The organism is Amycolatopsis sp. NPDC003731, from assembly GCF_053586895.1.
In genome coordinates, this window is record NZ_JBSFNC010000017.1 from 40,993 (window position 1) to 64,640 (window position 23,648).

Below are 23,648 nucleotides of genomic sequence, written 5' to 3' on the forward strand. Positions count from 1 at the left end.
CGTTCTAGTACTTTCGGCGCGGCGCGGGTGCCGCCTTGGGGACGCGGCGGGTTTCGTAGGCCCAGATGGCGATCTCGACGCGGTTGCGGGCCCCGAGCTTCGCCATCAGGCTCGCGATGTGGGTCTTGACCGTGCTGAGCGTGATGTAGAGCTCCTCGGTGATCTCGCGGTTGGTCCGCCCGCGCGCCACGCTGAGCAGGACCTGTTCCTCGCGGTCGGTGAGGGGTTCGACGGGCTGGCTCGGCGCCTCGGATCCGGTGCCCGCAAAGGCGTCGAGCAGCCGCGCGGTGACGCTGGGCGCGATCAGGGCGTCGCCGCTCGCGGCGGCGTGGACGGCCTGGGCGAGCAGCTGCGTGCCGGCGTTCTTGAGCAGGAACCCGCGCGCGCCCGCCCGCAGCGCCGCGTAGACGTACTCGTCGAGGTCGAACGTGGTGATGACGACGACGGCGAGCGGGTCCTCGACGCCCGGCCCGGCCAGGCGGCGGGTGGCCTCGATGCCGTCGGTGCCGGGCATGCGGATGTCGAACAGGCACACGTCCGGACGCAGCCGCCGGGCCAATTCGACGGCCGCCTCGCCGTCGGCGGCCTCGCCGACGACCTCGATGTCCGGCTGGGAGTCGAGCAGCATCGTCAGGCCGGTGCGGACGATCTCCTGGTCGTCGGCGACGAGCACGCGGATGCTCATGCCACCGCCCCGCCGCGGGGCAGGACGGCGGTGACGGTCCACCCCCGCCCCGGGTCCGGGCCCGCTTCGCAGGTCCCGCCGAGCAGGCCGGCCCGCTCGATCATCCCGGCCAGCCCGTAGCCGGGCGAGGGCGCCGGGCGCACGAGGCCGGGCTCCCCGTCGTCGCTCACGCGCAACCGGACCGCTTCGTCGTCGGCGGTGACCCGGACCTCGATCCGGGTCACGTGCCGGGCGTGGCGCCGGGCGTTCGTGACCGATTCCTGGGCGAGGCGGTAGATCGCGCTCCCGATCGACGGCGGCAGGTCGCCGACGTCACCGGAGACCGTCACGTCGACCGACGGCCGGGCCCGGCTCGCGAGCCGCTCCAGATCGGCGATCCGCGGGTTCGGGGCGAGGTCGGCCGGCTCGTCGCGGCGCAGGACTCGGACCATGGCGCGCATTTCGTCGAGAGCGCGCGCCGCTTCGGCTTCGATCAGCTCCAGCGCTTCGGCCGCGGCGGCCGGCCGCGTCGACATCATCGCGAGGCCGGCCTGGGCGCGGATCGCCATCGCCGAGACGTGGTGGGCGACCGTATCGTGCAGATCGCGGGCCAGCCGTTCCCGCTCGAGCAGCTTGGCCTGGTCCAGCTCCCGCAGCCGCGCCCGGGCGCGGTAGCGCAACGCCGCGGCCAGCGTGACGGCCGCGAACAGCACGACCATCCCGCCCGCCGCGTCCGCGGCGCTCTCCTGCCCGAGTGCGACCGAAAGACCGGTCTCGGCCAGCACGAACCCCAGCCCGAGCACGATTTCCCGGCCCGCACCCCACCGCGCCAGCGAGTACGCCAGGAGCAGCAGCCCGGCCGTCGCGTACGCCGACGGGGCGGCCCCGCCGGTCAGCAGCATGACCACCGACGTCGTGCCGAAGGAGGTGAGGAACATCGGGAACGGCCTGGTCCGCCGCCACAGCAACGTCGGCGCCAAGGCGGCGACGACGAGCACGGAGACGACCCGCCACGGCATGTCCGGCCGGAACAGGCCCTCGGCGGCCACCGCCGTCCCGAGCACCCCGAGCAGCACCCAGTCGCGCCACACCCGCGACGGCGGATCGGGCGGGCGGGGTTCGTCCCACAGCGAGCGGAGCACAGCGGTCACCCGCTGATGGTACGAAAGGACCGGGCGGCCCAGATCGCCCGAAAGTACGACCCGGCGTCGCCGTTTCAGCGCGCCCGCACCCGCCGCCTCGCAGGCACGGGTAGCCCGGCAACGGGCGCGGGGAGGTCAGCGGATCCCGGAGAACCGGGTCAAGCGTTGTTAACCTGGGATTCACCGGTGCATCACCGGGTGAGGCGACCAGGCGAGGTTGGTGGACGTGCCCGACGAACAGTCCGTGGAACTCGTACCCCGGTCGGTGGCCGAGCTCGCCGCCGACCCGGCCTGGACGGTCACCCGCACCGGCACGACCGGTCGCTGGCTCACCGCCGAACGGGTCGTCGAGGGCAACGGGCAGCGCCGCCTCATCGGCCTGACCCCCATCCGGCCCGGCACGGTCGCGCTCATGCTGTGGTCCGGCGGTGAAGTCGTCGAGCACCTCCGGAGCACGGAAGCCGAGGCCTGCGCGACGGCACACCGGTGGATCGAGGAGCTGCTCGCCGAAGAGTCCTGAGCGAGCGGCCGGCCGCGCCCTTGCCGGCGCGGGCTCCGAAGATCCTGAAGGCCGCCTTTGAGGTTTTTCGCAGCCGGGGACGTCATGGTCTGCCCAGACGATCCGCCAGCCTCGAAGGGGAGCCCCGAATGTCACGCACCGCGTTCACCCGGTTTCTGACCGCCGTCCTGGCCGCCGCGGCGGTGGTCTCGGTCGCGGCCACGCCGGCGTCGGCAGCGACGGCCCAGGATGTGGTCGGCCTGGCCAGAGCCAACCTCGGCAAGCACTACTGCGACACCAACAGCCTCGGCACCCGCGGCTACGAGACCAGCTGCAGCGCCGAAGCCTGGTGCGCCGACTTCCTCAAGTGGGTGTGGCGCAACGAAGGCCTCAAGATCGACGGCCTGACCGCGGGCGCGGGCTCGTTCTACCTCTACGGCCGGCGCAACGGCACCCTGCACGCCGACGCCGGTTACGTGCCGCAGCCCGGCGACGCGGTGGTCTACAACTTCAACGGCGTCGACTACGCCGACCACGTCGGCATGGTCACCGCCGTCGACGCGGACCGCCGCATCCAGGTGATCAACGGCAACTTCGGCGACAGCCCGACCACCTCGACGGTCGCCTACTCGTCCGGCTACGGCCAGGTCGGCGCCACCATCGCCGGCCAGCGCATCAGCGGCTTCGTCAGCCCGGTCGGCCTCACCGCCCCCGTGCCGGCGACCGGTCCCGGGATCTCGGTGGGGTCCGACGGGACGCAGATGGTGTTGAGCACCAAGGGGAACGGGACGGTGCTGGCGAAGCGCGGCATCGGCCTCTACGGCTGGACGGTGGAAACCGACCCCGGGGTGAAGAAGGTCGCGACCAACGGCGGCGTCCAGATGATCCTGATGAAGGACGGGACCGTGCTGGCCAAGGACAGCATCGGGCTTTATGGCTGGACCGTCGAAACCGACGCGGTCGTCAGCGACATCGCCGTCGGGTCGGATGGAACCCAGATGATCCTCGACCGCTCCGGCGTGGTGTCGGCGAAGAAGGGCATCGGTCTCTACGGCTGGACCGTGGAAACCGACGCCGTGGTGAAGCAGATCGCGACCAACGGCGGCGTGCAGATGATCGTCGACAACACCGGGACGGTGCTGGCGAAGAACAGCATCGGCTTGTACGGCTGGACGGTGGAGACCGACGCGGTCGTCAGCAAGATCGCCGTCGGCTCCGACGGCACCCAGATGATCCTCGACCACACCGGAGTGGTGTGGGCGAAGAACACCATCGGCCTCTACGGCTGGACCTTCGAAACCGACGCCGTCGTCACCGACATCGCGGCCGGATCCGACGGAACCCAGATGATCCTCGACCGCAGCGGCGTCGTCTCGGCCAAGAACACCATCGGCCTTTACGGCTGGACCTTCGAGACCGACGCCGTCGTGAAGCAGATCGCCACCAACGGCGACGTCCAGATGATCCTCGACAACACCGGCACGGTCCTGGCCAAGAACGGCATCGGCCTCTACGGCTGGACCGTCGAATCCGACCCGATCGCCTGAGAGCGCGGAGACCCGAGATGACCATGAGAACCTGGTACCGCAACGCGCTGCTGCTGACCGCCGCCGCCGCGCTTTCCCTCACCGCCACCGACCCCGCACTCGCCGCCCCGCCCGGCAGCCCGCCCGTCATCGCCGACGCGGCGCGCGACGGGGCCATCCCGACCGACCTGCAGGCCGCCGACACCGGCTTCATCGACGTCGCGGGTCCGGCCGCGCAACCGGGCCAAGCCGAGTTCGGGGTGCCGGCGTCGGTCACCGTCGCCCAGGCGATCCAGGAGTCCGCCTGGGGCCAGGCCGCGCCGGGCAACAACTACTTCGGCATCAAGTGCGGCAGCGGCGGCCGTGGCCCGATCGCGACCGGCTGCCAGGACCTGTCCACCACGGAATGCGATCCGAACTGCCACACCGTGATCGCGTCGTTCCGCGTCTACGCCTCCATGACGGACTCGTTCCGGGACCACGGCCTGTTCCTGCGTTCGAACTCCCGCTACCGGCCGGCGTTCGACTACACCGGCAACCCCGACCAGTTCGTCCGCGAGGTCGCGAAGGCCGGGTACGCCACCGATCCGGCCTACGCCGACAAGATCATCGGCCTGATGCGGACCTACGACCTGTACCGGTTCAACGTGCCGGCGACCGGCCCCGGGATCTCCGTCGGATCGGACGGGACGCAGATGCTGTTGAGCACCAAGGGCAACGGGACGGTGCTGGCGAAGCAGGGCATCGGCCTCTATGGCTGGACGGTGGAAACCGACCCCGGGGTGAAGAAGGTCGCGACCAACGGCGGCGTCCAGATGATCCTCATGAAGGACGGGACCGTGCTGGCGAAGAACGGCATCGGGCTTTATGGCTGGACCGTCGAAACCGACGCCGTCGTCAGCGACATCGCCGTCGGGTCGGACGGAACCCAGATGATCCTCGACCGCACCGGTGTCGTTTCAGCGAAGAAGGGGATCGGTCTCTACGGCTGGACGGTCGAAACCGACGCCGTGGTCAAGCAGATCGCCACCAACGGCGGCGTCCAGATGATCGTCGACAACACCGGGACGGTGCTGGCGAAAAACACCATCGGCCTGTACGGCTGGACGGTGGAGACCGACGCCGTCGTCAGCAAGATCGCCGTCGGCTCCGACGGAACGCAGATGATCCTGGACCGCACCGGGGTGGTGTGGGCGAAGAACACGATCGGCCTCTACGGCTGGACCTTCGAAACCGACGCCGTCGTCACCGACATCGCGGCCGGATCCGACGGAACCCAGATGATCCTGGACCGCAGCGGCGTGGTGTCGGCCAAGAACACCATCGGCCTTTACGGCTGGACGGTCGAAACCGACGCCGTGGCGAAGCAGATCGCGACCAACGGTGGGGTCCAGATGATCCTGGACAACACCGGCCGGGCGCTGGCCAAGAACGGCATCGGCCTCTACGGCTGGACCGTCGAGTCCGACCCCGTCGCCTGAGCCGCTCCGCGGCGACGGACTGAGCAGTGCGAGCGGGTCCCGCTGTCCTCCTGGGCAGCGGGACCCGCTCTCGCTCGTGCCTGGACGCCTGAGAACACATCCCGACCTGGCCGGTGGAGGCCCCCGAAGAACAAGCGACGCTAAATTCCGTCTTCTCCGGCGAGCGCCCGATAAACCGGCCGAAGCAGCTCCACGACATCCTCGCCGCCCGCGGTGATCGCGAACGGTGGCACCTGGTTCAGCAGCGCGTCCGACGGCGTGCGCGGTCCGTGCAGTGGTGCCGCCCCGCCCAGGCCCGGTGCCGGGCCGCCGGCGAAGAACGTGTCCATGACTTCGGCCAGCGCCGGGGACCGGTCGGCGGGGTCGAGGGGCTCGGCCGAGATGAGCCGGTTCTTCAGCTCCTCCAGCACCATTTCCTTGTTCCGGCCGCGCAGGGCCAGCACGGTGAACGGGTCCTCGCCGACCCGCGAAACGAGCGCGGCGAACACCGCGTTCAGGTGGCCGCACGGCACCTCGGGGTCCGGGCAGGTGCAGTCCAGGGACACCTCCCGCGCCGAAGACGGGAACAACGGCAGCCGGACCGCCTTGAACGTCTCTTCGACGTCACGGGGCAGCTCGCCGCCGAGCAGCTGGACCGTGGTCGACGCCTTGGCCGCCAGGGCATGGGTGATCGCCGCCCAGTCCGCCTTGCCGAACGCCGTCAGCCCGATCCGCACCTGGTGACTCCGGCCGTCCCGCACCTCGGCGTCGACGCGTCCGGCGCCGACCTCCAGCGCAACGACGTCGCCCCGGCCCTTCGCGGGCAGGAGGACACCGATCGCCGTCAGCGCCCGGATGAAGCGGGCCGGCCACCACGGCAGCGGCTCAGTCATCGATCGCCTCCTCCCCCAGGGCCAGCACTCCGCGCAGCGCGTCCGTCGACAGTTCGGTGAGCCGGCTGTCCCCCTCGCCGACGACCATTCCCGCGAGCGCGCGCTTCTGGTCGATCAGCGTGTCGATGCGGTCTTCGATGGTGCCGGGGCAGATGAACTTCCGCACCTGGACGGTGCGGTGCTGCCCGATCCGGAACGCCCGGTCGGTCGCCTGGTTCTCCACGGCCGGGTTCCACCAGCGGTCCAGGTGCAGGACCTGGCCGGCGGCGGTCAGCGTGAGCCCGGAACCGCCGGCTTTGAGCGACAGCACCAGGACCCGCGGCCCGTCGCCGGACTGGAAGCGGTCCACGATCGCGTCCCGCGCCCCCTTGGCCAGGCCGCCGTGCAGGAACCCGACTTCGGTGCCGAGCCGGTCCGCCAGGTGCGGCACGAGCAGGTGCCCGAACTCGGTGTACTGCGTGAAGCACAGCGCCCGGTCACCCGACGCCAGGATCTCCGCGAGGACCTCTTGGAGGCGGCTGACCTTGCCGGACCGGTCCCCGAGCGGGGAGCCGTCGTGCAGCAGGTGCGCGGGGTGGTTGCAGACCTGCTTGAGTTTCGTGATCGCGGCGAGGATGTTGCCGCGGCGCTTGATGCCTTGGCTGTTCTGGATCTTCGTCATCATCTCGTCGACGATCGCGCTGTAGAGCGTGCCCTGTTCGCGGGTGAGCCGGTATTCCTGCCGGATCTCGATCTTCTCCGGGAGCTCGGGAACGATCACGGGGTCCGTCTTCACCCGGCGCAGCAGGTACGGCTGCGTGATCCGGCGCAGAGCGGCGGCCGTGGCGGTGTCGCCGGTGCGCTCGATCGGGGCCGCGAACCGTTGCCGGAACTCGAACCTGCTGCCGAGCAGCCCCGGGTTGAGCAGGTCCAGCACCGACCAGAGGTCTGCCAGCCGGTTCTCCACCGGGGTGCCGGTCAGCGCGAGCCGGTGCCCGGCGGGGAACCGCCGCACCGCCTTGGCGGTTGCGGTGTCGGCGTTCTTGATCGCGTGCGCTTCATCGAGCACCAGGCGCCGCCAGCCGAACTTCGCGAGCTCACCGGCGTCACGGGTGGCGGTGGCGTAGGTCGTGACGACGAGGTCGGCCGCGGCGACCTGCGCGGCGAGCGCGTCCCCGTGCGCGCGGGCACTGCCGTGGTGGGCGTGGACCCGCAGGTCCGGAGCGAAGTTCGCCGCCTCGCGCTGCCACATGCCGACCAGCGACATCGGGCACAGCACCAGCGTCGGCCGCCGATCGCCCCGCGCCCGTTCGACGGCCTCGAGCGCCAGCGTCTGGACGGTCTTGCCGAGGCCCATGTCGTCGGCCAGGCACGCACCGAGCCCCAGCGCCGACATGAACGCCAGCCAGGCGACCCCTCGCTGCTGGTAGGGGCGCAGCGTGGCGCGGAACGACGACGGCAGCTCGACCGGTCGCAGCGCCTCCTGGACCCGGCCGGACAGGACGTCCCCGACCCAGCCGCCGGCCCGGACGTCGGTCACCGGGAGCGGTGTCTCCCGCCCCGGGTGGACGAGCTCCAGCAGGTCGGCCGCGGTGGGGCGCGGGGTGCTCCGGTGCGGGTCGCGGCGCAGGAATTCGAGACCAGCGCGAAGACGGTCGGCGTCGACGCTGATCCACCTGCCGCCCAGCCGCACCAGCGACGACTTCGCCGCGACGAGCCGGGCCAGCTCTTCCTCGCCGATCTCGTCGTCGCCCACCGCGACCGACCAGCGGAACGCGGCCAGTTCGTCGCGGCCCACCCGGGCGACGACCTGCTCGGAGGGCGTACTGCGGACGGACAGGCGCAGCCCCAGCCGGCGGCGGCCGTCCCAGGCGGCCGGGAGCTGCACCTCGAACCCGGCTTCGACCAGCCGGTTGGCCTCCGAGATCAGGAACTGCTCGGCTTCTTCGACGCTCAGGTCGTACTCGGACGGCCGGGTCCGGCGCAAGGCCGGCGCCAGCATCGGAGCCACCAGCGCGGCCCGGCCGAGCTCGGCGACCAGCAGTCCCTTCGGGTCCCGGACCAGCCCGTGCGCCTCGCCCGACCAGATCTGCCCCGCCGACAGCAGCAGGCTCGGATCGGCGGTGGCCCGCAGGAGGAACTGCAGCTGCCACTTGGTGCCGTCGCCGGTCTGGTCGTCGGGGTCGTCCGCGTCCGGCTGCCGCAGGGTGCCGACTTCGGCCAGCCGGAAGCACGCCCGGCCGTCGACGACGTCGGTGTCGGCGACCTCGTCCCACTTCGCGACGGCGTCGGCCAGGACACCCAGCTCGTCCAGCGGCAGTTCGACGCGGGGAGCGCCGCCCTGCAGCGCGGACAGCCACACCCCGGTCACGCCCCGGCCCCCGCCCAGGTCGACGGGCGGATCGGCGCGCGCCAGCCGGTCCCGGACCGCGGCGTCGACCAGGGTGTGCAGGGCATCGGTGACGAGCGCGCGGGGCGAGGCCCCGGTCAGCGGCGCGATCTGTTCGGCCCGTCCGACCGGCGGCATGGCCGCGACCAGGGCGTCGAACGCGACGAAATCCACGCCCTGCAGCACCGGGCGCCAGCGGGCGTCCGCCGCGTCGCCCTGCCGGACCAGCGTCGGCAGCACCCGCCCGCGCCGGACCAGGTCCGCGGCCAGGTGGGCCACCGCCCGCAGGTGGGTGACCGAGGCGCCGTAGGAGGCCGAGTCGTCGAGGTCGTCCAGCTCGGCCGCGTCGACGATCAGCGCGGGCACCGACCACGGCCGCAGCGACGGCGCCGGGCCACGCCGCCGGCCGTCCGCGGCCGGTTCGGAAGAGGCGAGCGGCCGGTTCGCCCGCGACGGCAGCAGCACCGTGGCCGAGGCGGGCTTGCCGGGGTGCAGGGCGGTCAGGTGCGCGCCGGAGACCGCGAACGGGTGCGGCAGCGCGATCCGCGTCGAACGGCTCGACGTGCCGGCCGGGCCGCCGTCGCGCTCCGCCCAGAGCAGCAGACCCCGGCCCGGCGACCACAGCGCGTGCACCAAGGGCAAGGTCTGGAGCTCCTTCGTCCGGGGTCCGGGTTCCGCCCCGATCGTCGCACGCGCCCGGATCCGGGCCGGCCGCGGTGCGGTCTTCGATCAGGCGGAGGTGCTCGCGCACCGCGGTGAAGGCCACGGGTTGGCTAGGGTGCGCCGGTGACCGATCCCGTGTTCCTCATCACCGGCGCCTCCCGGGGCATCGGCGCTGCCACCGCCCGGCTCGCGGCCGAAGCCGGCTACCGCCTGGTCCTCGTGGCGCGAGACCAGACGCGTCTGACCGACCTCGCCACCCGGCTGGGCGACGCCGACCGGGTGTGGCCGGCCGCCTGCGACGTCACGGACTGGGCCCGGCTCGACGCGCTCGTCACCCGGGTCCGGGACACGTGGGGCCGGCTGGACGTCGTCTTCGCCAACGCCGGCGCGAGCGTCGTCACCTCCTTCCTCGGCGAGGGCGGCGCCCCGCCGGAGGAGTGGCGGGACATGGTGCTGGCCAACGTGTACGGCCCGGCACTGACCGCCCGCGCCGCCCTCCCGGCCCTGGTGGCATCCGGCGGCCACCTCGTCCTGACCGGCTCGGCCGCCGGCCGCGGAATCCGCCCGGGCAACCTGTATTCGGCCACCAAGTGGGCCGTCACCGGCCTGGCCCAGAACATCCGCGCCGAGTGCGTGGGCACCGGCGTCCGCGTCACCCTGATCCAGCCCGGCCTGGTCGACACCGGCGGCATCCCGGCCGAACGGTCTCGTGACCCCAAGCTCGATCCCGCCGACGTCGCCCGGGCCGTGCTCTATGCGGTCGGTCAACCGTCTACTGTGGACGTCAACGAGATCCTCGTCCGCCCGGCGTGACCGGCTTGCGGGGCGACGCACGCGCCGCCCCGCAAACCAACCCCGGCGCTACTGGATCACGAACGGCGCCGACACGTCGACCGAGTACGGTGTCGTGCTGTTCTTGTTCAGCTGCAACACATAACTGCCCGGCAGCACGACCGGCGGGCCGGACGCGTTGATGTCCCCGGCGCTCGTGGCCAGCGCCGATGCCGGGAAGGACACGCGCACGACCTGGGACCGGCCCGGGTCGAGCGTCACCCGGGCGAAGCCGACCAGCCGTTGCGGCGGGACCACCACCGGGCTCACCGGCTGGGCCGCGTACACCGGCACGATGTCGGTGCCGGCGCGGGTTCCGGTGTTGGTGACGGTGAACGTCGCGGTGGCTGTGCCGTCGCGGCCGATCTTCGGTGTCACCGCCAGGTTCGTGTGCGTGAAACTCGTGTACGACAGGCCGTACCCGAACGGGAACTGCGGGTTGTACGCGTTGCCCTGACCGGACGCCGTGCTGGGCAGCTGGTCGAAGAACTTCGGCTGGTCCCCCAGCGGGGACGGGGCCGTGCCGGCGAAGTCACCGCCGACGGCCGGGGCGTCGGACGGCCAGCTGATCGGCAGCTTGCCCGCCGGGTTCGCCTTGCCGAACAACACATCCGCCACGGCCGTGCCGGCTTCCGTGCTGCCCTGGTAGGCCATCAGCACCGCGTTCGCCTTCGCGGCCGGGCCCAGCCCGACCGGCCGGCCCGCGACGACCACGACGATCACCGGCTTGCCGGTCGCCTCCAGCGCCGAAATCAGGGCCTGCTGGTCCGGCGCCAGGGCCGGCGCCGGGTTGTCGCCCAGTCCTTCCGCGTAGGCCTTCTCCCCCACCACCGCCACGTAGGCGCTGGTGTCCGCCGCGGCCGCGACGGCGTTCGCCTGGTCCGGCGCGTACACCGCGGCCGGGTTCGCGGCCCGGATGCCGTTCAGCACGGTGGTGCCCGGCGGGATCTGGTTGTCCGGGCCCATGCAGCACACGTGCCCGGCACCCGCCACGCCCTGCCAGCTCACGCTCCAGCCGCCGAGCTGGTTGGTCATCGAGTCCGCGCTCGGGCCGGTCACCACGACCTTCGCGCCCGCGGGCAACGGCAGCGCGTTGTTCTCGTTGCGCAGCAAGGTGATGGACTCCCGCGCGGCCTTCAGCGTCTGATCGCGGCCGGCCGTGACGGCGGCGTTGGCGGCGTTCGCGTCGACGCACGGTTTCGCCGGGTCGGCCACGCACGGCTGGTCGAACAGGCCGAGCTGGAACTTCAGCGTGAGGATGCGGCGCACGGCCTGGTCGATCCGCGCGCGCGAGATCTTGCCCGTGTCGACGGCCTGCAGGATCGCGGCCTGCCACCCGGCCGCGTCGGAGACCTGCATGCTCATGTCGACGCCCGCGTTCACGGCGGCGGCGATGGCGCCCGGCAGGTCCGGCGCGATGTGGTAGGCGGTCTGCAACGCGGTGACGTCCTGGTAGTCGCTGATCACGACGCCCTGGAAGTGCATCTGGTTGCGCAGGATGTCGGTCAGCAGGTAGCGCGACGCGGTGGCGGGCACGCCGTTGATCGACCCGGAGTTGACCATCACCGTCCCGGCGCCGGCGTCGATCCCCGCCGCGTACGGCGGCAGGATCGTCGTCTGGAGGTAGTTCATCGGGAGCAGTTCCTCGGCCCGGTCGTGGCCGTTGATCGACTGCGAGTAGCCGGCGAAGTGCTTGACCGTGGCGCTGACGTTCAGCTCACCGCGCTTTCCGGGCGTCTGCATGCCCTTGATGTTCGCGGCACCCATCGCGGCCGACAGGACCGGTTGCTCGGCCCACGTCTCGTAGGTGCGGCCCCACCGGTTGTCGCGCGCGATGTCCTGGACCGGGGCGAAGTTCCAGGTCCAGCCGGTGGCGCGCAGGGCGTCCGCGGTCGCCTTGCCGCCGACCCGGGCGAGCCCGGGGTCCCAGGTGGCGCCCATGCCGATGGACTGCGGGAACAGCGGTGCCTGCCACGGGTGGCCGAAGCCGTGCACCGCGTCGACGCCGAACACCACCGGGAGGTGCAGGCGCGAATTCTTGATCGCGTACTGCTGGATGATGTTGTACTCGGTGGCCCAGTCGTAGCCGGTGTTGCCCACCCCGCCCCTGCCGGTGGTGTCGACCGGATTTTCGGTACCGCCCGCGAGAATCGAGCCGACGTTGGCGTCGATCAGGATTTTTCGCATGCATTCGGGATTGGGGAGGTTGAATCCGTTGTTCCCGCACGTCGTCCCGTTCGGGTCGGTCAACGTGGTGACCAGCTGCTGGTCCATCTGGCCGACCTTCTCGGGCAGCGTCATGACGTGCAGCAACGCCTCCACCCGCGCCGGCACCGGGCGCCGCGCATCCATCCAGGGCGCGAGCCCCGGATCGGGGGCGGCACTGCTACTGGCGGCGAACGCGGGAACCGCGAGCAGGACCGCCGCCGCGAGCACCGTGACGGTGGCGCGGGTACTGCGTCTGTGTTTGCGGAACACCTGACCTCCTTCAGCCGTGGTCGGCACGGACCGGCCGCATGGGTGCGAGCGCACCGTAGGCACCTTCCGCAAGGCGGTAAAACCGCCGAACGGCGGCCGGGACCGTCTACTGTGACCGCCACCCCCGGCTCGCTCCGCCGCGTCGAGCCGGAGTTCCGGCGAAACCTGCCCGTCCGGTCTTGACGCCGCGGACGTTGTCGTTCACAGTCCTCTGGTGCGTTCGGACGCACCCCGGTCGACCTCCTACCCCTCCCGCCACCCCTTCCCCGGCACCCAGCGCGCCGCTTGATGTTAGCGCTAACAGCACCTCGATGTCCCCCTCAACGACGAAGGGAACGATCCCCATGCCGATCGGAATCGCGCGCGCCACCAGGTGGCGGCACCGGCCCTGGCCGGCCGCCGCGGCCGTGGTGGCGGCCGTCGCCGGGCTGCTCACCGTGGCCCCCACCCCGGCTTCGGCCGCCACGGTGGACACCTCCGCCTGGTACGTCCTGGTCAACCGCAACAGCGGCAAGGCGCTCGACGTCACCGGCGCCGCCACCACCGACGGCGCCGGGCTCATCCAGTGGAGCCGGACCAACGCCGCCAACCAGCAGTTCCAGTTCACCGACACCGGCGGCGGAAATTACCAGCTGCGCGCGCGGCACTCCGGCAAGCTCGCCGACGTCCAAGGCGCGTCCACCGCCGACGGCGCGCCGGTGGTGCAGTGGGCCGCCAACGGCGGCGCCAACCAGCAGTTCAGCGTGGCCGACGCCGGCGGCGGGTACGTCCGGCTGGTGAACCGCAACAGCGGCAAAGCCCTCGACATCCAGGGTGCCTCGACCGCCGACGGCGCCGGCGTCGTGCAGCAGACCGGCTCCACCGGCACCGCCCAGCAGTGGCAGCTCGTCCAGGTCGACGGCGGCGCCACGAGCGCCTGCACCCTGCCCTCGACCTACCGCTGGAGCTCGACCGGCCCGCTGGCCACCCCGAAGCAGGGCTGGGTTTCCCTCAAGGACTTCACGAACGTCGTGTACAACGGCAAGCACGTCGTCTACGCGACCACGCACGACACCGGATCGGCCTGGAAGTCCACGAGCTTCAGCCCGTTCACGAACTGGTCCGACATGGCCACCGCGAGCCAGAGCACCATGTCCTTCGGAGCCGTCGCGCCGACCCTGTTCTACTTCGCCCCCAAGAACATTTGGGTGCTCGCCTACCAGTGGGGCTGGCCCGACACGTTCTCCTACCGCACGTCGAGCGATCCCACCAACCCCAACGCCTGGTCCGCGCAGCAGACGCTGTTCACCGGCACCCTCCCCAGCGGGGCGCCGATCGACCAGACCCTCATCGGCGACGGCACGAACATGTACCTGTTCTTCGCCGACGACAACGGCAGCATCTACCGCGCCACCATGCCGATCGGGAACTTCCCGGGCACCTTCGGCTCGAACTACACGAAGATCATGAGCGACACCCCGCAGAAACTGTTCGAAGCGCCCGAGGTCTACAAGGTCAAGGACCAGAACCAGTACCTCATGATCGTCGAGGCGCGGGGCACGAACGAGCGCCGCTACTTCCGCTCGTTCACCGCCACCAGCCTGGGCGGCACGTGGACCCCGCAGGCCGCCACCGAAAGCAACCCCTTCGCCGGCAAGGCCAACAGCGGTGCCACCTGGACCAACGACATCAGCCACGGCGACCTCGTCCGCACCAACCCCGACCAGACCAAGACCATCGACCCCTGCAACCTTCAGTTCCTCTACCAGGGCCGCGACCCCGCCTCCGACGGCGTCGACTACGGCCTGCTGCCCTACAAGCCGGGAGTGCTGACCCTGCAGCGCTAGCACCACCGGGCAGGCTCGGATCGGCCGGGAGAGCATGATCGCTCTCCCGGCCACGCCGGATTCTCGCAGCCGGCGGGGCGGCTCACGCCACCTTGATCACGACCTTCCCCGCAGCGTGGCCGTTCTCGACGGCGGCCAGGCCGGCCGGGGCGTCGGAAAGCGGGTGGACCGCCGTGATCACCGGGGCCAGCACTCCGTCCAGGGCCAGCCGGGCGGACCGCTCCAGGTTCTCGCGGTCGAGGCGGCGCTCGACGAACCGCCCGCCGAGCTCGGGCACCGACATGTCCCCCACCGCGATCACATTGCGGGGATCGCGGGCCAGCGGCGCGACCGTCCGCAGCGAGGTGCCACCCACCAGGTCGACGATCCCGTCGAAGCCGTCCGGAACCAGCTCGCGTGCCGTGGCGACGACGTCTTCGGCGGTGTAGTCGACGAACCGCGCCCCGGCCGCTTCGGCCTGCTCGCGCTTGGCGGCGCTGCCCGTGCCGAGCACCCGCAGCCCGCGCGCGGCGGCCAGCCGGGCGACCGCGAGACCGACCCCGCCGCCGACCCCGTTCACCAGGAGCACCGCGCCGGCCGGCAGCCCGAGCTGGTCGAGCGCGTCCACCGCGGTCGTCCCCGCCACCGGCAGCGTCGCCGCCACCGTGGCCGTCAGGCCCGCCGGGATGCGGGCGGTGTTCGGCGCCGAGAGCACCGTCGTCTCGGCGTAGGTGCCGCCGCCGGTGAGCGCGAAGCCGAAGACCGCGTCGCCGACCTCGAGCCCGTCGACGTCCTCGCCCAGGGCCAGCACGGTCCCCGCGGCCTCCATGCCCAGCACGCGGGGGAACGGCCGTCCGCCGTCGAGACCGGGGACCACGCCCGCGCGCACCAGGTGGTCGAGGGGGTTCACCCCGGCGACGTCGACGCGGATCAGCACCTCGCCGCGACCGGGAACGGGATCCGGCCGCTCGAAGAACTCCTGCACCTCAGGCCCGCCGTGCCTGCCGAAACCCCACGCCTGTCCCATTTCCTGCTGCCTTCCGGGTGACCGGCCCGGCGGTTCCGGGCCCTGCGGCCATGCTCACCGCTGACACCGGTGTCAGGGGCAACCACCCGAGGCGCAGGTCACACCCGGGCCACCAGCTCCGCCTGGTGCCGCCGGTTGGCCTCCATCACGGTGTCGAGCGCGTTGCGGGCCTCGGTCAGGCGGGCGATTTCGGCGTCGATCCGGTCGCGTTCCCGCGCCATCGTGGCGAACGCCGCCTCGACGACGTCCGGATCGCCCGGGGTTTCCACGCACGGCAGCACGGCCGCGATCACCCGGCTGGACATCCCCGCGTCGAACAGCTGCCGGATGAGCCCCACGCGCTCCACTTCGGCGTCGGAATAGTGCCGCTGCCCGGCGTCGGAGCGGGCACTGGTCAGCAAGCCCTGCTGTTCGTAGTACCGCAGCGACCGCGAACTCACGCCGGTGCGCTGCGACAGCTCCCCGATCCTCATACCGGCGAGGCTACCCGTGGCAATTACATCACTATCGATGTATCGTTTCCGATGTGAAGGTGAGTGAGCTGTACCTGCTCGGCAAGCACCTGATGGAGCTCGCCGCCCGGGGCATGCGCGACGACGCCGATCCCGAGGTGCCGGAGATCTACCTGGTGGTCATCTCGGTGCTCGTCGAAGCGCCGGGCATCTCGATCAGCGAACTCACCGCGCGCACCGGCTTCGCGCAGAGCCACGTCTCCGCCGCCGTCGCCCAGCTGCGGGAGCGCGGCGCCCTGAACACCGGCCCGGACCCGGCCGACCGGCGGCGCACGCTCGTCACCCCGGTGGCCGGACTGGTCGAGGCGGTGGCCGAGCGCCAGCGCCGTGACGCCGAGGAGGTGCTCGCCGCGGCCCTCGCCGAGGCGGAGCCCGACGCGGAATCGGTCGCACCGCGGGCCGCGCGGCTGGTCGAAGCCGCCGACGAGCTGTACCGGCTGCTCACCGCACGCGCGCTCGGCGTGACCGGCGAAGCCACGCTCGTGCCATTGCACTCACTGGCCCGGAAAGCGGCCGGTGAACCGGAAAAGTAGGGGGATCCCATGCACTACCCGTTCGCGGACGCGGCACCGTTGCGCTGCCCGGCCGAGTTCGCCCGGCGGCAGGACGAGGAGCCCGTCGGCCGCGTGCGCCTCGCGACCGGCGAAGACGCCTGGCTCGTCACGCGCTACGCCGACATCCGCGCGCTGCTGACCGATCCGCGGTTCCGGCCGTGGCTGCCCGGCACGCCCGCGACCGAGGGCGGTGGCCTGCTCTTCACGATGTCCGGCCCGGAACACGCCCGGCTGCGGCGCGCCGCGGCCCAGGCGCTGACCCCGCGCCGGGTGGAGCGGCTGCGTCCCCGAGTCGAGGCGCTCGCGGCGGAGTCGGCCGCGAAGTTCCTCGCGCAGGGGCAGCCCGCCGACGTGCTCGCCGGCTACGCGGTCCCGTTCGCGTTGGCGGTGCTCAACGAGCTCCTCGGCGTCCCACCGGAGGCCCGGGACGACCTGCGGGCGTGGGCCGACGGCGTCGTCGCGGTGTTCACGGCGCCGGACTACGCGGAGATGGCCGAGGCGGCCCGGAACCTGGGCGAGTACCTCGCCGAGCTCGTCGAGGCGAAGCGGCGCACACCGGGCGAGGACCTGCTGACCGGGCTCCTCCAGGCGGAGGTGAGCCCGGAGGAGGTCACGCAGCTGGCGTTCGCGATCCTGATCGCCGGCTACGTCCCGGCGGCCAACGCCCTGGCCACGGCGGTGCTGCGGCTGGCGGCCGAGCCGGCCCTCCCCCGCGACCCGGCCTCGATCCCGGCGGTGCTGGAGGAATTGCTGCGCCAGGACCCGGGCTCGGCCGCCGACCAGGGCCGCGTGGCGGTCGAGGACGCCGAGATCGGCGGCGTCCCGATCCACGCGGGCGACTTCGTGCTGGGGGCCTTGCGGGCGGGCAACCACGACACTCGCCGGTTCCCCGCCCCGGAGCGGGTGGATCCGGCACGGGAGCCGGGGCACCTGGCTTTCGGCCACGGCCCGCACCACTGCCTCGGCGCGGCCCTGGCCCGGTCGGAGCTGCGGGCCGGAGTGACGGCGTTGCTGTCGGCAGCGCCCGAGCTGCACCTGGCGGTGCCGGTCGGCGAGCTCGAGTGGAGGCGGATGTTCGTGTCCCTGCACGGCCCGGCGGCGGTGCCCCTCCGGTGGTGACGCCCGCCTCGGGGCAAGGTGACGCAGCGCCAGGGCTTGCGCTGCAGCAGCAGCGCGGCCGGCGTCCGCTCGCACCCCCGACCTGCCCGACGTAGGCCGCAACGTGCAGGACCACACGGGCTGCTTCGGCAGCGGCTTCCCCGTCACTCCGAACGGAGCGCGGGTCCTCCTCGGTCTGTCCGAAGAGGACCCGCGGCCGCTCAGCGGGGCAGGACGAGGTGCTCGGCGATGGCGTACAGCTCCGCCCGCGGGCCGGGGCCCGCGACGGCGATCGGTGCGCCGTGGACGGCCTTGAGGATCCAGAGCGTGTGGTAGCCCTTCTCCTCCTCGTAGCGGGTTTCGTGCCCCTGGACCCGTTCGCCCGCGGTGCCGCGCACCCGGTCGGCCTCGTCGCTGCGCACCTGGATCGGCGGCAGGGTGCTGCACGTGCCCACCGAGTAGCTCGTGCGCGCCCCGCCCGGGCCGTGCTCCTCGATGTCGAACGTGCACATCCGCCGGCCGTCGGGCAGCTTGCCGAGGCCGAACGCCGGGGCGACGGTGGTCGTGCCGGGGAAGGTGACGTTCTCCGCGACGCGGCGGCCCGCGTCGGTCAGCTGCTGCGCCGACGCCGTGCTGCCCGGCTGCGCGGCCACGTTGACGTACAGCGAGCCGCCGGCGGGGTGGGTCAGGTACACCTCGTAACCGCCCGGGCCGCCGGAGTTCGAGCTCTCCACCCCCGCGCGCCCGCCGATGGTGACGGGCCGGCCCGGACCGGACTTGAAGGCGGCGCCACTGATCGGCATCGACCGCATTTCCTGGACGTCCACGAGCAGGACCTGACGCCCGGACGTGACGGTCAGCATGTACTCGCCGCCGTAGACCGGCTGGTCGGGGTTCGCCGCGCTGCCCCCGATGTTGATCCGGCGCACCAGGTAGCCGGCCTTGCCCGGCGGCAGCCAGCCGAGCGAGTAGGGCATGGCCAGCTCGGCGATGCCGGGCTTGGCCGGCGCCTCGGCGGCGGCCGGAGCACTGCTCGGGCCGGCGCCCGTGGCCACCCGGTTGTCCGGCTCGGACCGGTTCAGCGCGACGACGGCGACCGCGCCCAGCGCGAGCAGGACCACCGCGGCACCGGCCGCGAGCGGACGGCTCACCACGGCGCGCCGCCGGTCGAGGCGCTCCCGCGTGGCCGCCAGCACCCGGTCGCTGTCGGGGACGTCGTGTTCGTGGGCGGCGAAGGTGTCCTTGATCAAGTTCTCGATCTCCATCAGCTCTCCTTGGCCTGGGCCATCCGGTCGAGGCTCAGGCCGTGTCTCAGGGTGGTCAGGGCCTTGCGGGAGTGGGCCCGCACGGTGGCCTGGGCGCAGCCGAGCAGGTCGGCGATGTCGGCGTCGGGGAGCTGCTCGTAGTACCGGAGCACGACGACCGCGCGCTGGCGCCGGGGCAACCGCGCCAGGCGCTGCCACATGTCCTCGCGTGCCGCGTGGTCCGACGCGAAGTCGTCCGGCCGGGCCTCGTCCGGCGGGTCGCCCACGGCGATCAGCCGCGCCGACCGGCTGCGCCGCCAGGACAGGTAGTCGTTGGTCACCATCCGCAGGACGTACCGGTCGGGGTGCTCGGCGTCGCTGATCCGCGACCACCGCCGGTACACCTTGACCAGCACGTCCTGCACCAGGTCGGCGGCCTGCTCGCGCTCCCCGGCCAGCATCGTCGCGTAGCGCAGCAACCGCGGCAGGTGCGCCCGGACGAAGTCTTCGTAGTCAGCCATCACTACGAAGACTGCTCCCGCGCACGATCCGTGTACCGCCACGCGGAACTTTCCGCGTTTCGGCTGACCAAGGCATTCAGGTTCGGCGGCGCAGCGGATAAGATCGCCCTGAGAGCGCTTCCAGAACCGGCCCGTCCCGTCCGCTGCCTGTTCTCGGAGGAACGCAGATGCACACCACCCGCCGATCCCGGCCGGCCGCCGTCGCCGGTGTCCTGGCCGTTGCGGCCGCCGCCGTCACCGTCGGCGCGGTTCCCGCCGCCCGCGCCGCGACGGGCTGCCGGGTCGACTACGCGGTCGCCGGCCAGTGGCAGGGCGGCTTCAGCGCGGACGTCGACGTCACCAACCTCGGCGACCCGGTCGCGAGCTGGCAGCTGACCTGGACGTTCCCCGCCGGCCAGCGCGTCACCCAGCTCTGGAACGGCACGATCGCCCAGTCCGGCGACCGGGTGACTGTCGGCAACGCCGCCTGGAACGGCTCCCTCGGCAGCGGCGCGAGCACCCGGTTCGGGTTCACCGGCTCGTGGACCTCCACCAACCCCGTCCCCGCCGGGTTCGCCGTCAACGGCACCCCGTGCAACGGTCCCGTCCCCCCGACGACGACCACGTCGCCACCGCCCGCGGACCCGCTGGCCGGGGCGTACACGGTGGGCCGGGTGAAGACCACGGCCGGTGCCGCGCAGTACACCTGGCCCGGCATCTCCTTCGAAGGCCGCTTCCGCGGCACCGGCGTCGACGTCCGGCTCAATGACACCCGGAACGACTACGACATCCAGGTCGACGGCACCACGGTCGCCACGCTGGTCACCCCGGGCCGCACCACGCGCCAGATCCGGGGGCTGACCGACGCCGAACACAACGTGCGGCTGGTCAAACGCACCGAAAGCCCGTGGGTCGCCGGCGAGTTCGACGGTTTCGCCGCGGCACCCGGCGGTGAGATCCTCGCGAAACCCGCCGCCCGCACCCGGCAGATCGAGTTCATCGGTGACTCCCTGACCGCGGGCTACGGCGACCTCTCCACCACCCGCGACTGCTCGGCCAACGGCGGGATCGACCGCAACACGAACACCGACATCAGCTACGGCGCCCTCACCGCCCACGGCTTGAACGCCGATTACCAGGTCAACGCGTACTCCGGCCGCGGCATGGTCCGCAACTACAACGGCGGCGACCCAGGGGCCGACTTCCGCACCTACTACGACCGCACCCTGCAGAACGTTTCCGGCGACGTGTGGCACAACCCCGCCACCTGGCGGCCGCAGCTGGTCGTGGTCGCCTTGGGCACCAACGACTTCAGCACGGCGCTGCACTCCGGTGAGCCGTGGACCGCCGACAGCCTGATCGCCGCGTACCAAAGCGCGTACCAGGGTTTCCTCGACAAGCTCCGCGCGCAGTACGGCACCGGCACGATCATCGTCGTCGGCGCGACGAACCTGTTCGCCACCCAGGCCCAGCAGGTCGTCACCGACCGCAACGCCCGCGGCGACAGCCGGGTCCGGTTCTGGAACTTCGACGACCCGCGCCTGGACCACCTCGGGTGCGACTGGCACTTCTCCCGCAACGACCACCGCATCATTTCCGGGCTGCTCACCGACTACCTCGCCACCCTCCCGCTCACGTGGTGAGCCGGCAACCAATCCTCCCGTTCAGGCGTGTACCTCCCGCATGCAGGGAAACAAGGGAGGGCCAGCATGACCTTACGAAGATCGCTGACGTTGCTCACCGTCGCGCTCGCGCTCACTGTCACCGACAGCGCGATCGCGGCAGCGGAAACGCCTGGTCAACAACGTTCCGAGGTGACGTTGTCCGCGACGTCCTGGGGTTACGTCGACTCGGCGGCACCGACGACCACCTACTTCAAGCCGGGCGACCGCCTGCCGATCGGCACCTGGGACACCACACCGCACCGCCAACGCTCGTATGTGGACTTCGACCTGAGCTCGCTGCGGGGTGCGCCGTTCACGACGGTGCTGCTGTCGGCCGGCGAGACGCACTACGTCGACTGCGACAGCCGCGCCACCGAGGTGTGGCGGACCTCCGCCTACACCCAGCAGTCGGCCTGGCAGAACCGCCCGGCGGAGCAGACCCGGGTGGCGTCCAGGGGTGGTGACGGCACCTGCATCGACAACCACGCCACGTTCGACGTCACCTCCGCGGTGCGGGACGCGGTCGCCCACAAAGCGCGTCACCTCACGCTGGGCTTCCGCGTCGCCGAAGCCCACGAGGCGGACCCGGCGTTCTACCGGCTGATCGAGGCTCCGCCGACGCTGCGGGTCGTCAACAACGCGCCGCCCGCGAAGCCGACCGATCTCCGCGCCAACGACGCACCCTGTGCCAAGAACGGCACCGGAGCGCTCGCGAGCTGGCAGCTGAAGCTGAGCGCGAAGGTGTCCGACCCGAACGGCGACCTGACGTCCGGGCAGTTCACGTGGTGGCCGGTGGCGAACCCGGCGCAACGGCACACGGGTGCCGGGTGGGGCGACCCCGCCACGGCGTACCCGGACACCTCCGACCTCGCCGACGGCACCTACGCGTGGGAGGTGTACGCCCAGGACAGCTGGGGGGCGAAGTCGGCCACGGCCGGCCCGTGCCGGTTCACCGTGGACAACACGGACCCGAACGCGCCTGCCGTCGTCTCCCCGACGTACCCGGCGGGCGCCGAGGGCGGCGGGATCGGGGTGGCGGGCACCTTCACCTTCTCCCCCAACGGATCCTCCGACGTCGCGAAGTACGACTACAACTTCGGCGGGAACACGCGGGAGATCGCCGCCGGCCCCGACGGCAAGGCCACCGTCGACTTCACACCGACGGCCGCCGGCTGGCAGTCGGTGGTCGTGCGGGCGTGGGACCGGGCGGGCAACCTCTCGCTGAGCACCTACTACACGTTCATCGTCAAGGAGACGCGGCCGACGGTCACGTCCGACCGCTACCCGCCGCAGGGCGGCCCGGACGGCGGCATCGGCGTGCCGGGCGTGTTCCGCTTCGCGCCGGGGATGCCGAACGTCGTGGCGTACGACCACCGGCTGGACGGCGGCGCGTCCGCCACGGTCCCGGCCGGCCAAGGTGGCGTCGCCGAGGTGACGATCACACCGGCCACCGGCGGTGAGCACGTGCTGTTCGTCCGCAGCACGGACGCCTCGGGCGGGAAGTCGCCGGAGCGGGAGTACCGATTCTTCGTCGATGCTTCACCGGTGGTGAGCGGGCCCGAGAACGTCGACCTGGGCACCTCGGCCACGTACACGGCAGCCCCGAGAATGCCGCACGTCGCCGAGTACGACTACTGGTTCGCCAGTGCCGAGAGTACGAAGTGGACGGTCAAGGCGAAGGCCGACGGAACCGCCGCGCTGCCGGTCGAGTTCACCTCGGCCGACCAGACCCTGCTGCGGGTCCAGGCCCGCGACGCGTCCGGCGGGCTGTCCCCGGTGGCGGAGAAACGGCTGTCGCTCAACACCTGGCGGCCGGAGATCGGCTACCAGGGCGACATCGGGACGGAGGGCCGGGCCACCACGTTCACGTTCACCACCCCGATGCCGAACGCGGTGGAGTTCGAGTACTGGCTGGCGGCGGACCCGGCGACCAGGTGGACCGTGCCGGTCAGCGGGACCACCGCGACGGTGAGCTACACCCCGCCGAAGATCGGCGACTACGAGATGCTGGTACGGGCAAGGAACACGGCGGGTGTGTGGTCGTCGACGGACAACATCACCTGGACGGTGACGAACGGGCCGACGGTGACCTCGAAGGAGTTCCAGCCGAACGCCCGGGTGTTCCCCGGGACCTTCGCGTTCGAAGCCCGCCAGCCGGGCGCGGTGACGTTCGAGTACTCGTTCGACTGGGGTCCGTTCCAGCAGCTGGCCGCCGAGAACGGACGCGCCGCGCTGCCCTGGACTCCCCCGCTCCCCCCGGACGGCTGGGCCTCCCACAACCTGCGGGTGCGCACGGTGACGGCCGGCCAGGTGTCGTCGCAGGAGAGCACGTACTACTTCAACGTGTTGAGCGCGCCGTACGTGTCGTCTCGGGAATACCCGGAGGGCGTGTGGTCGGGCGGTGCCGGTGTGCCGGGGACGTTCACCTTCACGCCGGGCATGCCGGGCATCGTCTCGTACACGTACTCCATCCGGAACGACCGGGGTGTGGAGACCGCGGAGACCACCGTGCCGGCGGACGGCGCGGGCGCGGGGACGATGACGTGGACCCCGCCCGAGCGAGGCACCTACGCGGTGTTCGTCCGAGGCAACACGGCGGACGGCGGCAGGTCGGGTGGCATCGGGTACTCGGTGTACGTCCACTGACCGCGTGAGCCTGCGGCCCTGCTCCCCCCTGGGGAGTGGGGCCGCATGCTCGACCACAGTACGACGCAACGACA

General features: G+C 72.0%; 18 protein-coding genes. 9 read left to right on the forward strand and 9 right to left on the reverse strand.

Annotated elements, in window-relative coordinates; translation table 11 throughout:
• Nucleotides 1-4: 4 nt before the first annotated feature.
• On the reverse strand, nucleotides 5-685 hold the full coding sequence (locus ACWDN5_RS10070; RefSeq protein WP_310971966.1) for a response regulator transcription factor: 681 nt from the start codon (nucleotides 683-685) through the stop codon (nucleotides 5-7).
• A complete protein-coding gene (locus ACWDN5_RS10075) occupies nucleotides 682-1,815 on the reverse strand; it encodes a sensor histidine kinase (RefSeq protein WP_449675872.1) in 1,134 nt (377 codons plus the stop codon). Before ACWDN5_RS10075 ends, ACWDN5_RS10070 begins: the two co-directional genes overlap by 4 nt.
• A gap of 217 nt (nucleotides 1,816-2,032) precedes the next feature.
• Between ACWDN5_RS10075 and ACWDN5_RS10080 the strand changes: the two genes are divergently transcribed.
• The 3 genes from ACWDN5_RS10080 to ACWDN5_RS10090 all read left to right on the forward strand — a co-directional run bounded on the left by ACWDN5_RS10080 (nucleotide 2,033) and on the right by ACWDN5_RS10090 (nucleotide 5,312).
• Entirely contained in the window at nucleotides 2,033-2,326 is a 294-nt protein-coding gene (locus ACWDN5_RS10080) for a hypothetical protein (RefSeq protein ID WP_449675873.1), read from the forward strand.
• A 128-nt stretch (nucleotides 2,327-2,454) separates the two neighbouring features.
• On the forward strand, nucleotides 2,455-3,852 hold the full coding sequence (locus ACWDN5_RS10085; protein WP_449675875.1) for a CHAP domain-containing protein: 1,398 nt from the start codon (nucleotides 2,455-2,457) through the stop codon (nucleotides 3,850-3,852).
• A gap of 17 nt (nucleotides 3,853-3,869) precedes the next feature.
• Nucleotides 3,870-5,312, forward strand: a complete 1,443-nt coding sequence (locus tag ACWDN5_RS10090; protein ID WP_449675876.1) for a glucosaminidase domain-containing protein — start codon at nucleotides 3,870-3,872, stop codon at nucleotides 5,310-5,312.
• Nucleotides 5,313-5,452: 140 nt separating this feature from the next.
• On the opposite strand, the gene ACWDN5_RS10095 is transcribed toward ACWDN5_RS10090, so the two are convergent.
• Both ACWDN5_RS10095 and ACWDN5_RS10100 read right to left on the reverse strand, forming a co-directional pair.
• Complete coding sequence (locus ACWDN5_RS10095) at nucleotides 5,453-6,184, reverse strand: SWIM zinc finger family protein (protein ID WP_449675877.1); 732 nt, start codon at nucleotides 6,182-6,184, stop codon at nucleotides 5,453-5,455.
• Nucleotides 6,177-9,194, reverse strand: coding sequence for a DEAD/DEAH box helicase (locus ACWDN5_RS10100; RefSeq protein ID WP_449675878.1), 3,018 nt, complete (start codon nucleotides 9,192-9,194; stop codon nucleotides 6,177-6,179). The genes ACWDN5_RS10095 and ACWDN5_RS10100 overlap by 8 nt, the downstream gene beginning before the upstream one ends.
• 144 nt (nucleotides 9,195-9,338) lie before the next feature.
• Here ACWDN5_RS10100 and ACWDN5_RS10105 point away from each other — a divergent pair, with 144 nt between their 5' ends.
• Complete coding sequence (locus ACWDN5_RS10105) at nucleotides 9,339-10,028, forward strand: SDR family oxidoreductase (RefSeq protein WP_310971958.1); 690 nt, start codon at nucleotides 9,339-9,341, stop codon at nucleotides 10,026-10,028.
• Between the two features lie 48 nt (nucleotides 10,029-10,076).
• Here ACWDN5_RS10105 and ACWDN5_RS10110 read toward each other — a convergent pair whose 3' ends face one another.
• Complete coding sequence (locus ACWDN5_RS10110) at nucleotides 10,077-12,524, reverse strand: glycoside hydrolase family 3 N-terminal domain-containing protein (RefSeq protein ID WP_449675879.1); 2,448 nt, start codon at nucleotides 12,522-12,524, stop codon at nucleotides 10,077-10,079.
• A gap of 344 nt (nucleotides 12,525-12,868) precedes the next feature.
• Between ACWDN5_RS10110 and ACWDN5_RS10115 the strand changes: the two genes are divergently transcribed.
• Nucleotides 12,869-14,350 (forward strand): non-reducing end alpha-L-arabinofuranosidase family hydrolase, encoded by a 1,482-nt coding sequence (locus ACWDN5_RS10115; RefSeq protein WP_449675881.1) that lies wholly within the window; start codon nucleotides 12,869-12,871, stop codon nucleotides 14,348-14,350.
• Nucleotides 14,351-14,432: 82 nt separating this feature from the next.
• Here the strand turns inward: ACWDN5_RS10115 and ACWDN5_RS10120 are convergent, their stop codons facing one another.
• Together ACWDN5_RS10120 and ACWDN5_RS10125 are read right to left on the reverse strand one after the other, a co-directional pair.
• Nucleotides 14,433-15,356, reverse strand: coding sequence for a quinone oxidoreductase family protein (locus tag ACWDN5_RS10120; RefSeq protein ID WP_449675882.1), 924 nt, complete (start codon nucleotides 15,354-15,356; stop codon nucleotides 14,433-14,435).
• A 98-nt stretch (nucleotides 15,357-15,454) separates the two neighbouring features.
• On the reverse strand, nucleotides 15,455-15,829 hold the full coding sequence (locus ACWDN5_RS10125; protein WP_449675884.1) for a MerR family transcriptional regulator: 375 nt from the start codon (nucleotides 15,827-15,829) through the stop codon (nucleotides 15,455-15,457).
• 53 nt (nucleotides 15,830-15,882) lie between these two features.
• On the opposite strand from ACWDN5_RS10125, the gene ACWDN5_RS10130 reads away from it, so the two are divergent.
• A complete protein-coding gene (locus ACWDN5_RS10130; RefSeq protein ID WP_310971953.1) occupies nucleotides 15,883-16,401 on the forward strand; it encodes a helix-turn-helix domain-containing protein in 519 nt (172 codons plus the stop codon).
• Between the two features lie 9 nt (nucleotides 16,402-16,410).
• Entirely contained in the window at nucleotides 16,411-17,541 is a 1,131-nt protein-coding gene (locus ACWDN5_RS10135; RefSeq protein ID WP_449675885.1) for a cytochrome P450, read from the forward strand.
• Between the two features lie 200 nt (nucleotides 17,542-17,741).
• Here ACWDN5_RS10135 and ACWDN5_RS10140 read toward each other — a convergent pair whose 3' ends face one another.
• Together ACWDN5_RS10140 and ACWDN5_RS10145 are read right to left on the reverse strand one after the other, a co-directional pair.
• Nucleotides 17,742-18,785, reverse strand: a complete 1,044-nt coding sequence (locus ACWDN5_RS10140; RefSeq protein ID WP_449675887.1) for a hypothetical protein — start codon at nucleotides 18,783-18,785, stop codon at nucleotides 17,742-17,744.
• Nucleotides 18,785-19,285 (reverse strand): SigE family RNA polymerase sigma factor, encoded by a 501-nt coding sequence (locus ACWDN5_RS10145; protein ID WP_310971950.1) that lies wholly within the window; start codon nucleotides 19,283-19,285, stop codon nucleotides 18,785-18,787. Before ACWDN5_RS10145 ends, ACWDN5_RS10140 begins: the two co-directional genes overlap by 1 nt.
• 167 nt (nucleotides 19,286-19,452) lie before the next feature.
• Here ACWDN5_RS10145 and ACWDN5_RS10150 point away from each other — a divergent pair, with 167 nt between their 5' ends.
• A complete protein-coding gene (locus ACWDN5_RS10150) occupies nucleotides 19,453-20,907 on the forward strand; it encodes a cellulose binding domain-containing protein (protein WP_449675889.1) in 1,455 nt (484 codons plus the stop codon).
• Nucleotides 20,908-20,973: 66 nt separating this feature from the next.
• Nucleotides 20,974-23,574 carry a hypothetical protein gene (locus tag ACWDN5_RS10155; RefSeq protein WP_449675890.1) on the forward strand — a complete coding sequence of 867 codons (2,601 nt, stop codon included), beginning with the start codon at nucleotides 20,974-20,976 and terminating at the stop codon, nucleotides 23,572-23,574.
• Nucleotides 23,575-23,648: the final 74 nt, after the last annotated feature.

Bases quoted from the DNA above. Each gene is read 5' to 3' on its own strand.
- ACWDN5_RS10070 (WP_310971966.1), bottom strand. From the start codon at position 685: ATGAGCATCCGCGTGCTCGTCGCCGACGACCAGGAGATCGTCCGCACC.
- ACWDN5_RS10085 (WP_449675875.1), top strand. From the start codon at position 2,455: ATGTCACGCACCGCGTTCACCCGGTTTCTGACCGCCGTCCTGGCCGCC.
- ACWDN5_RS10090 (WP_449675876.1), top strand. From the start codon at position 3,870: ATGACCATGAGAACCTGGTACCGCAACGCGCTGCTGCTGACCGCCGCC.
- ACWDN5_RS10095 (WP_449675877.1), bottom strand. From the start codon at position 6,184: ATGACTGAGCCGCTGCCGTGGTGGCCGGCCCGCTTCATCCGGGCGCTG.
- ACWDN5_RS10115 (WP_449675881.1), top strand. From the start codon at position 12,869: ATGCCGATCGGAATCGCGCGCGCCACCAGGTGGCGGCACCGGCCCTGG.
- ACWDN5_RS10120 (WP_449675882.1), bottom strand. From the start codon at position 15,356: ATGGGACAGGCGTGGGGTTTCGGCAGGCACGGCGGGCCTGAGGTGCAG.
- ACWDN5_RS10125 (WP_449675884.1), bottom strand. From the start codon at position 15,829: ATGAGGATCGGGGAGCTGTCGCAGCGCACCGGCGTGAGTTCGCGGTCG.
- ACWDN5_RS10135 (WP_449675885.1), top strand. From the start codon at position 16,411: ATGCACTACCCGTTCGCGGACGCGGCACCGTTGCGCTGCCCGGCCGAG.
- ACWDN5_RS10140 (WP_449675887.1), bottom strand. From the start codon at position 18,785: ATGGAGATCGAGAACTTGATCAAGGACACCTTCGCCGCCCACGAACAC.
- ACWDN5_RS10145 (WP_310971950.1), bottom strand. From the start codon at position 19,285: ATGGCTGACTACGAAGACTTCGTCCGGGCGCACCTGCCGCGGTTGCTG.
- ACWDN5_RS10150 (WP_449675889.1), top strand. From the start codon at position 19,453: ATGCACACCACCCGCCGATCCCGGCCGGCCGCCGTCGCCGGTGTCCTG.
- ACWDN5_RS10155 (WP_449675890.1), top strand. From the start codon at position 20,974: ATGACCTTACGAAGATCGCTGACGTTGCTCACCGTCGCGCTCGCGCTC.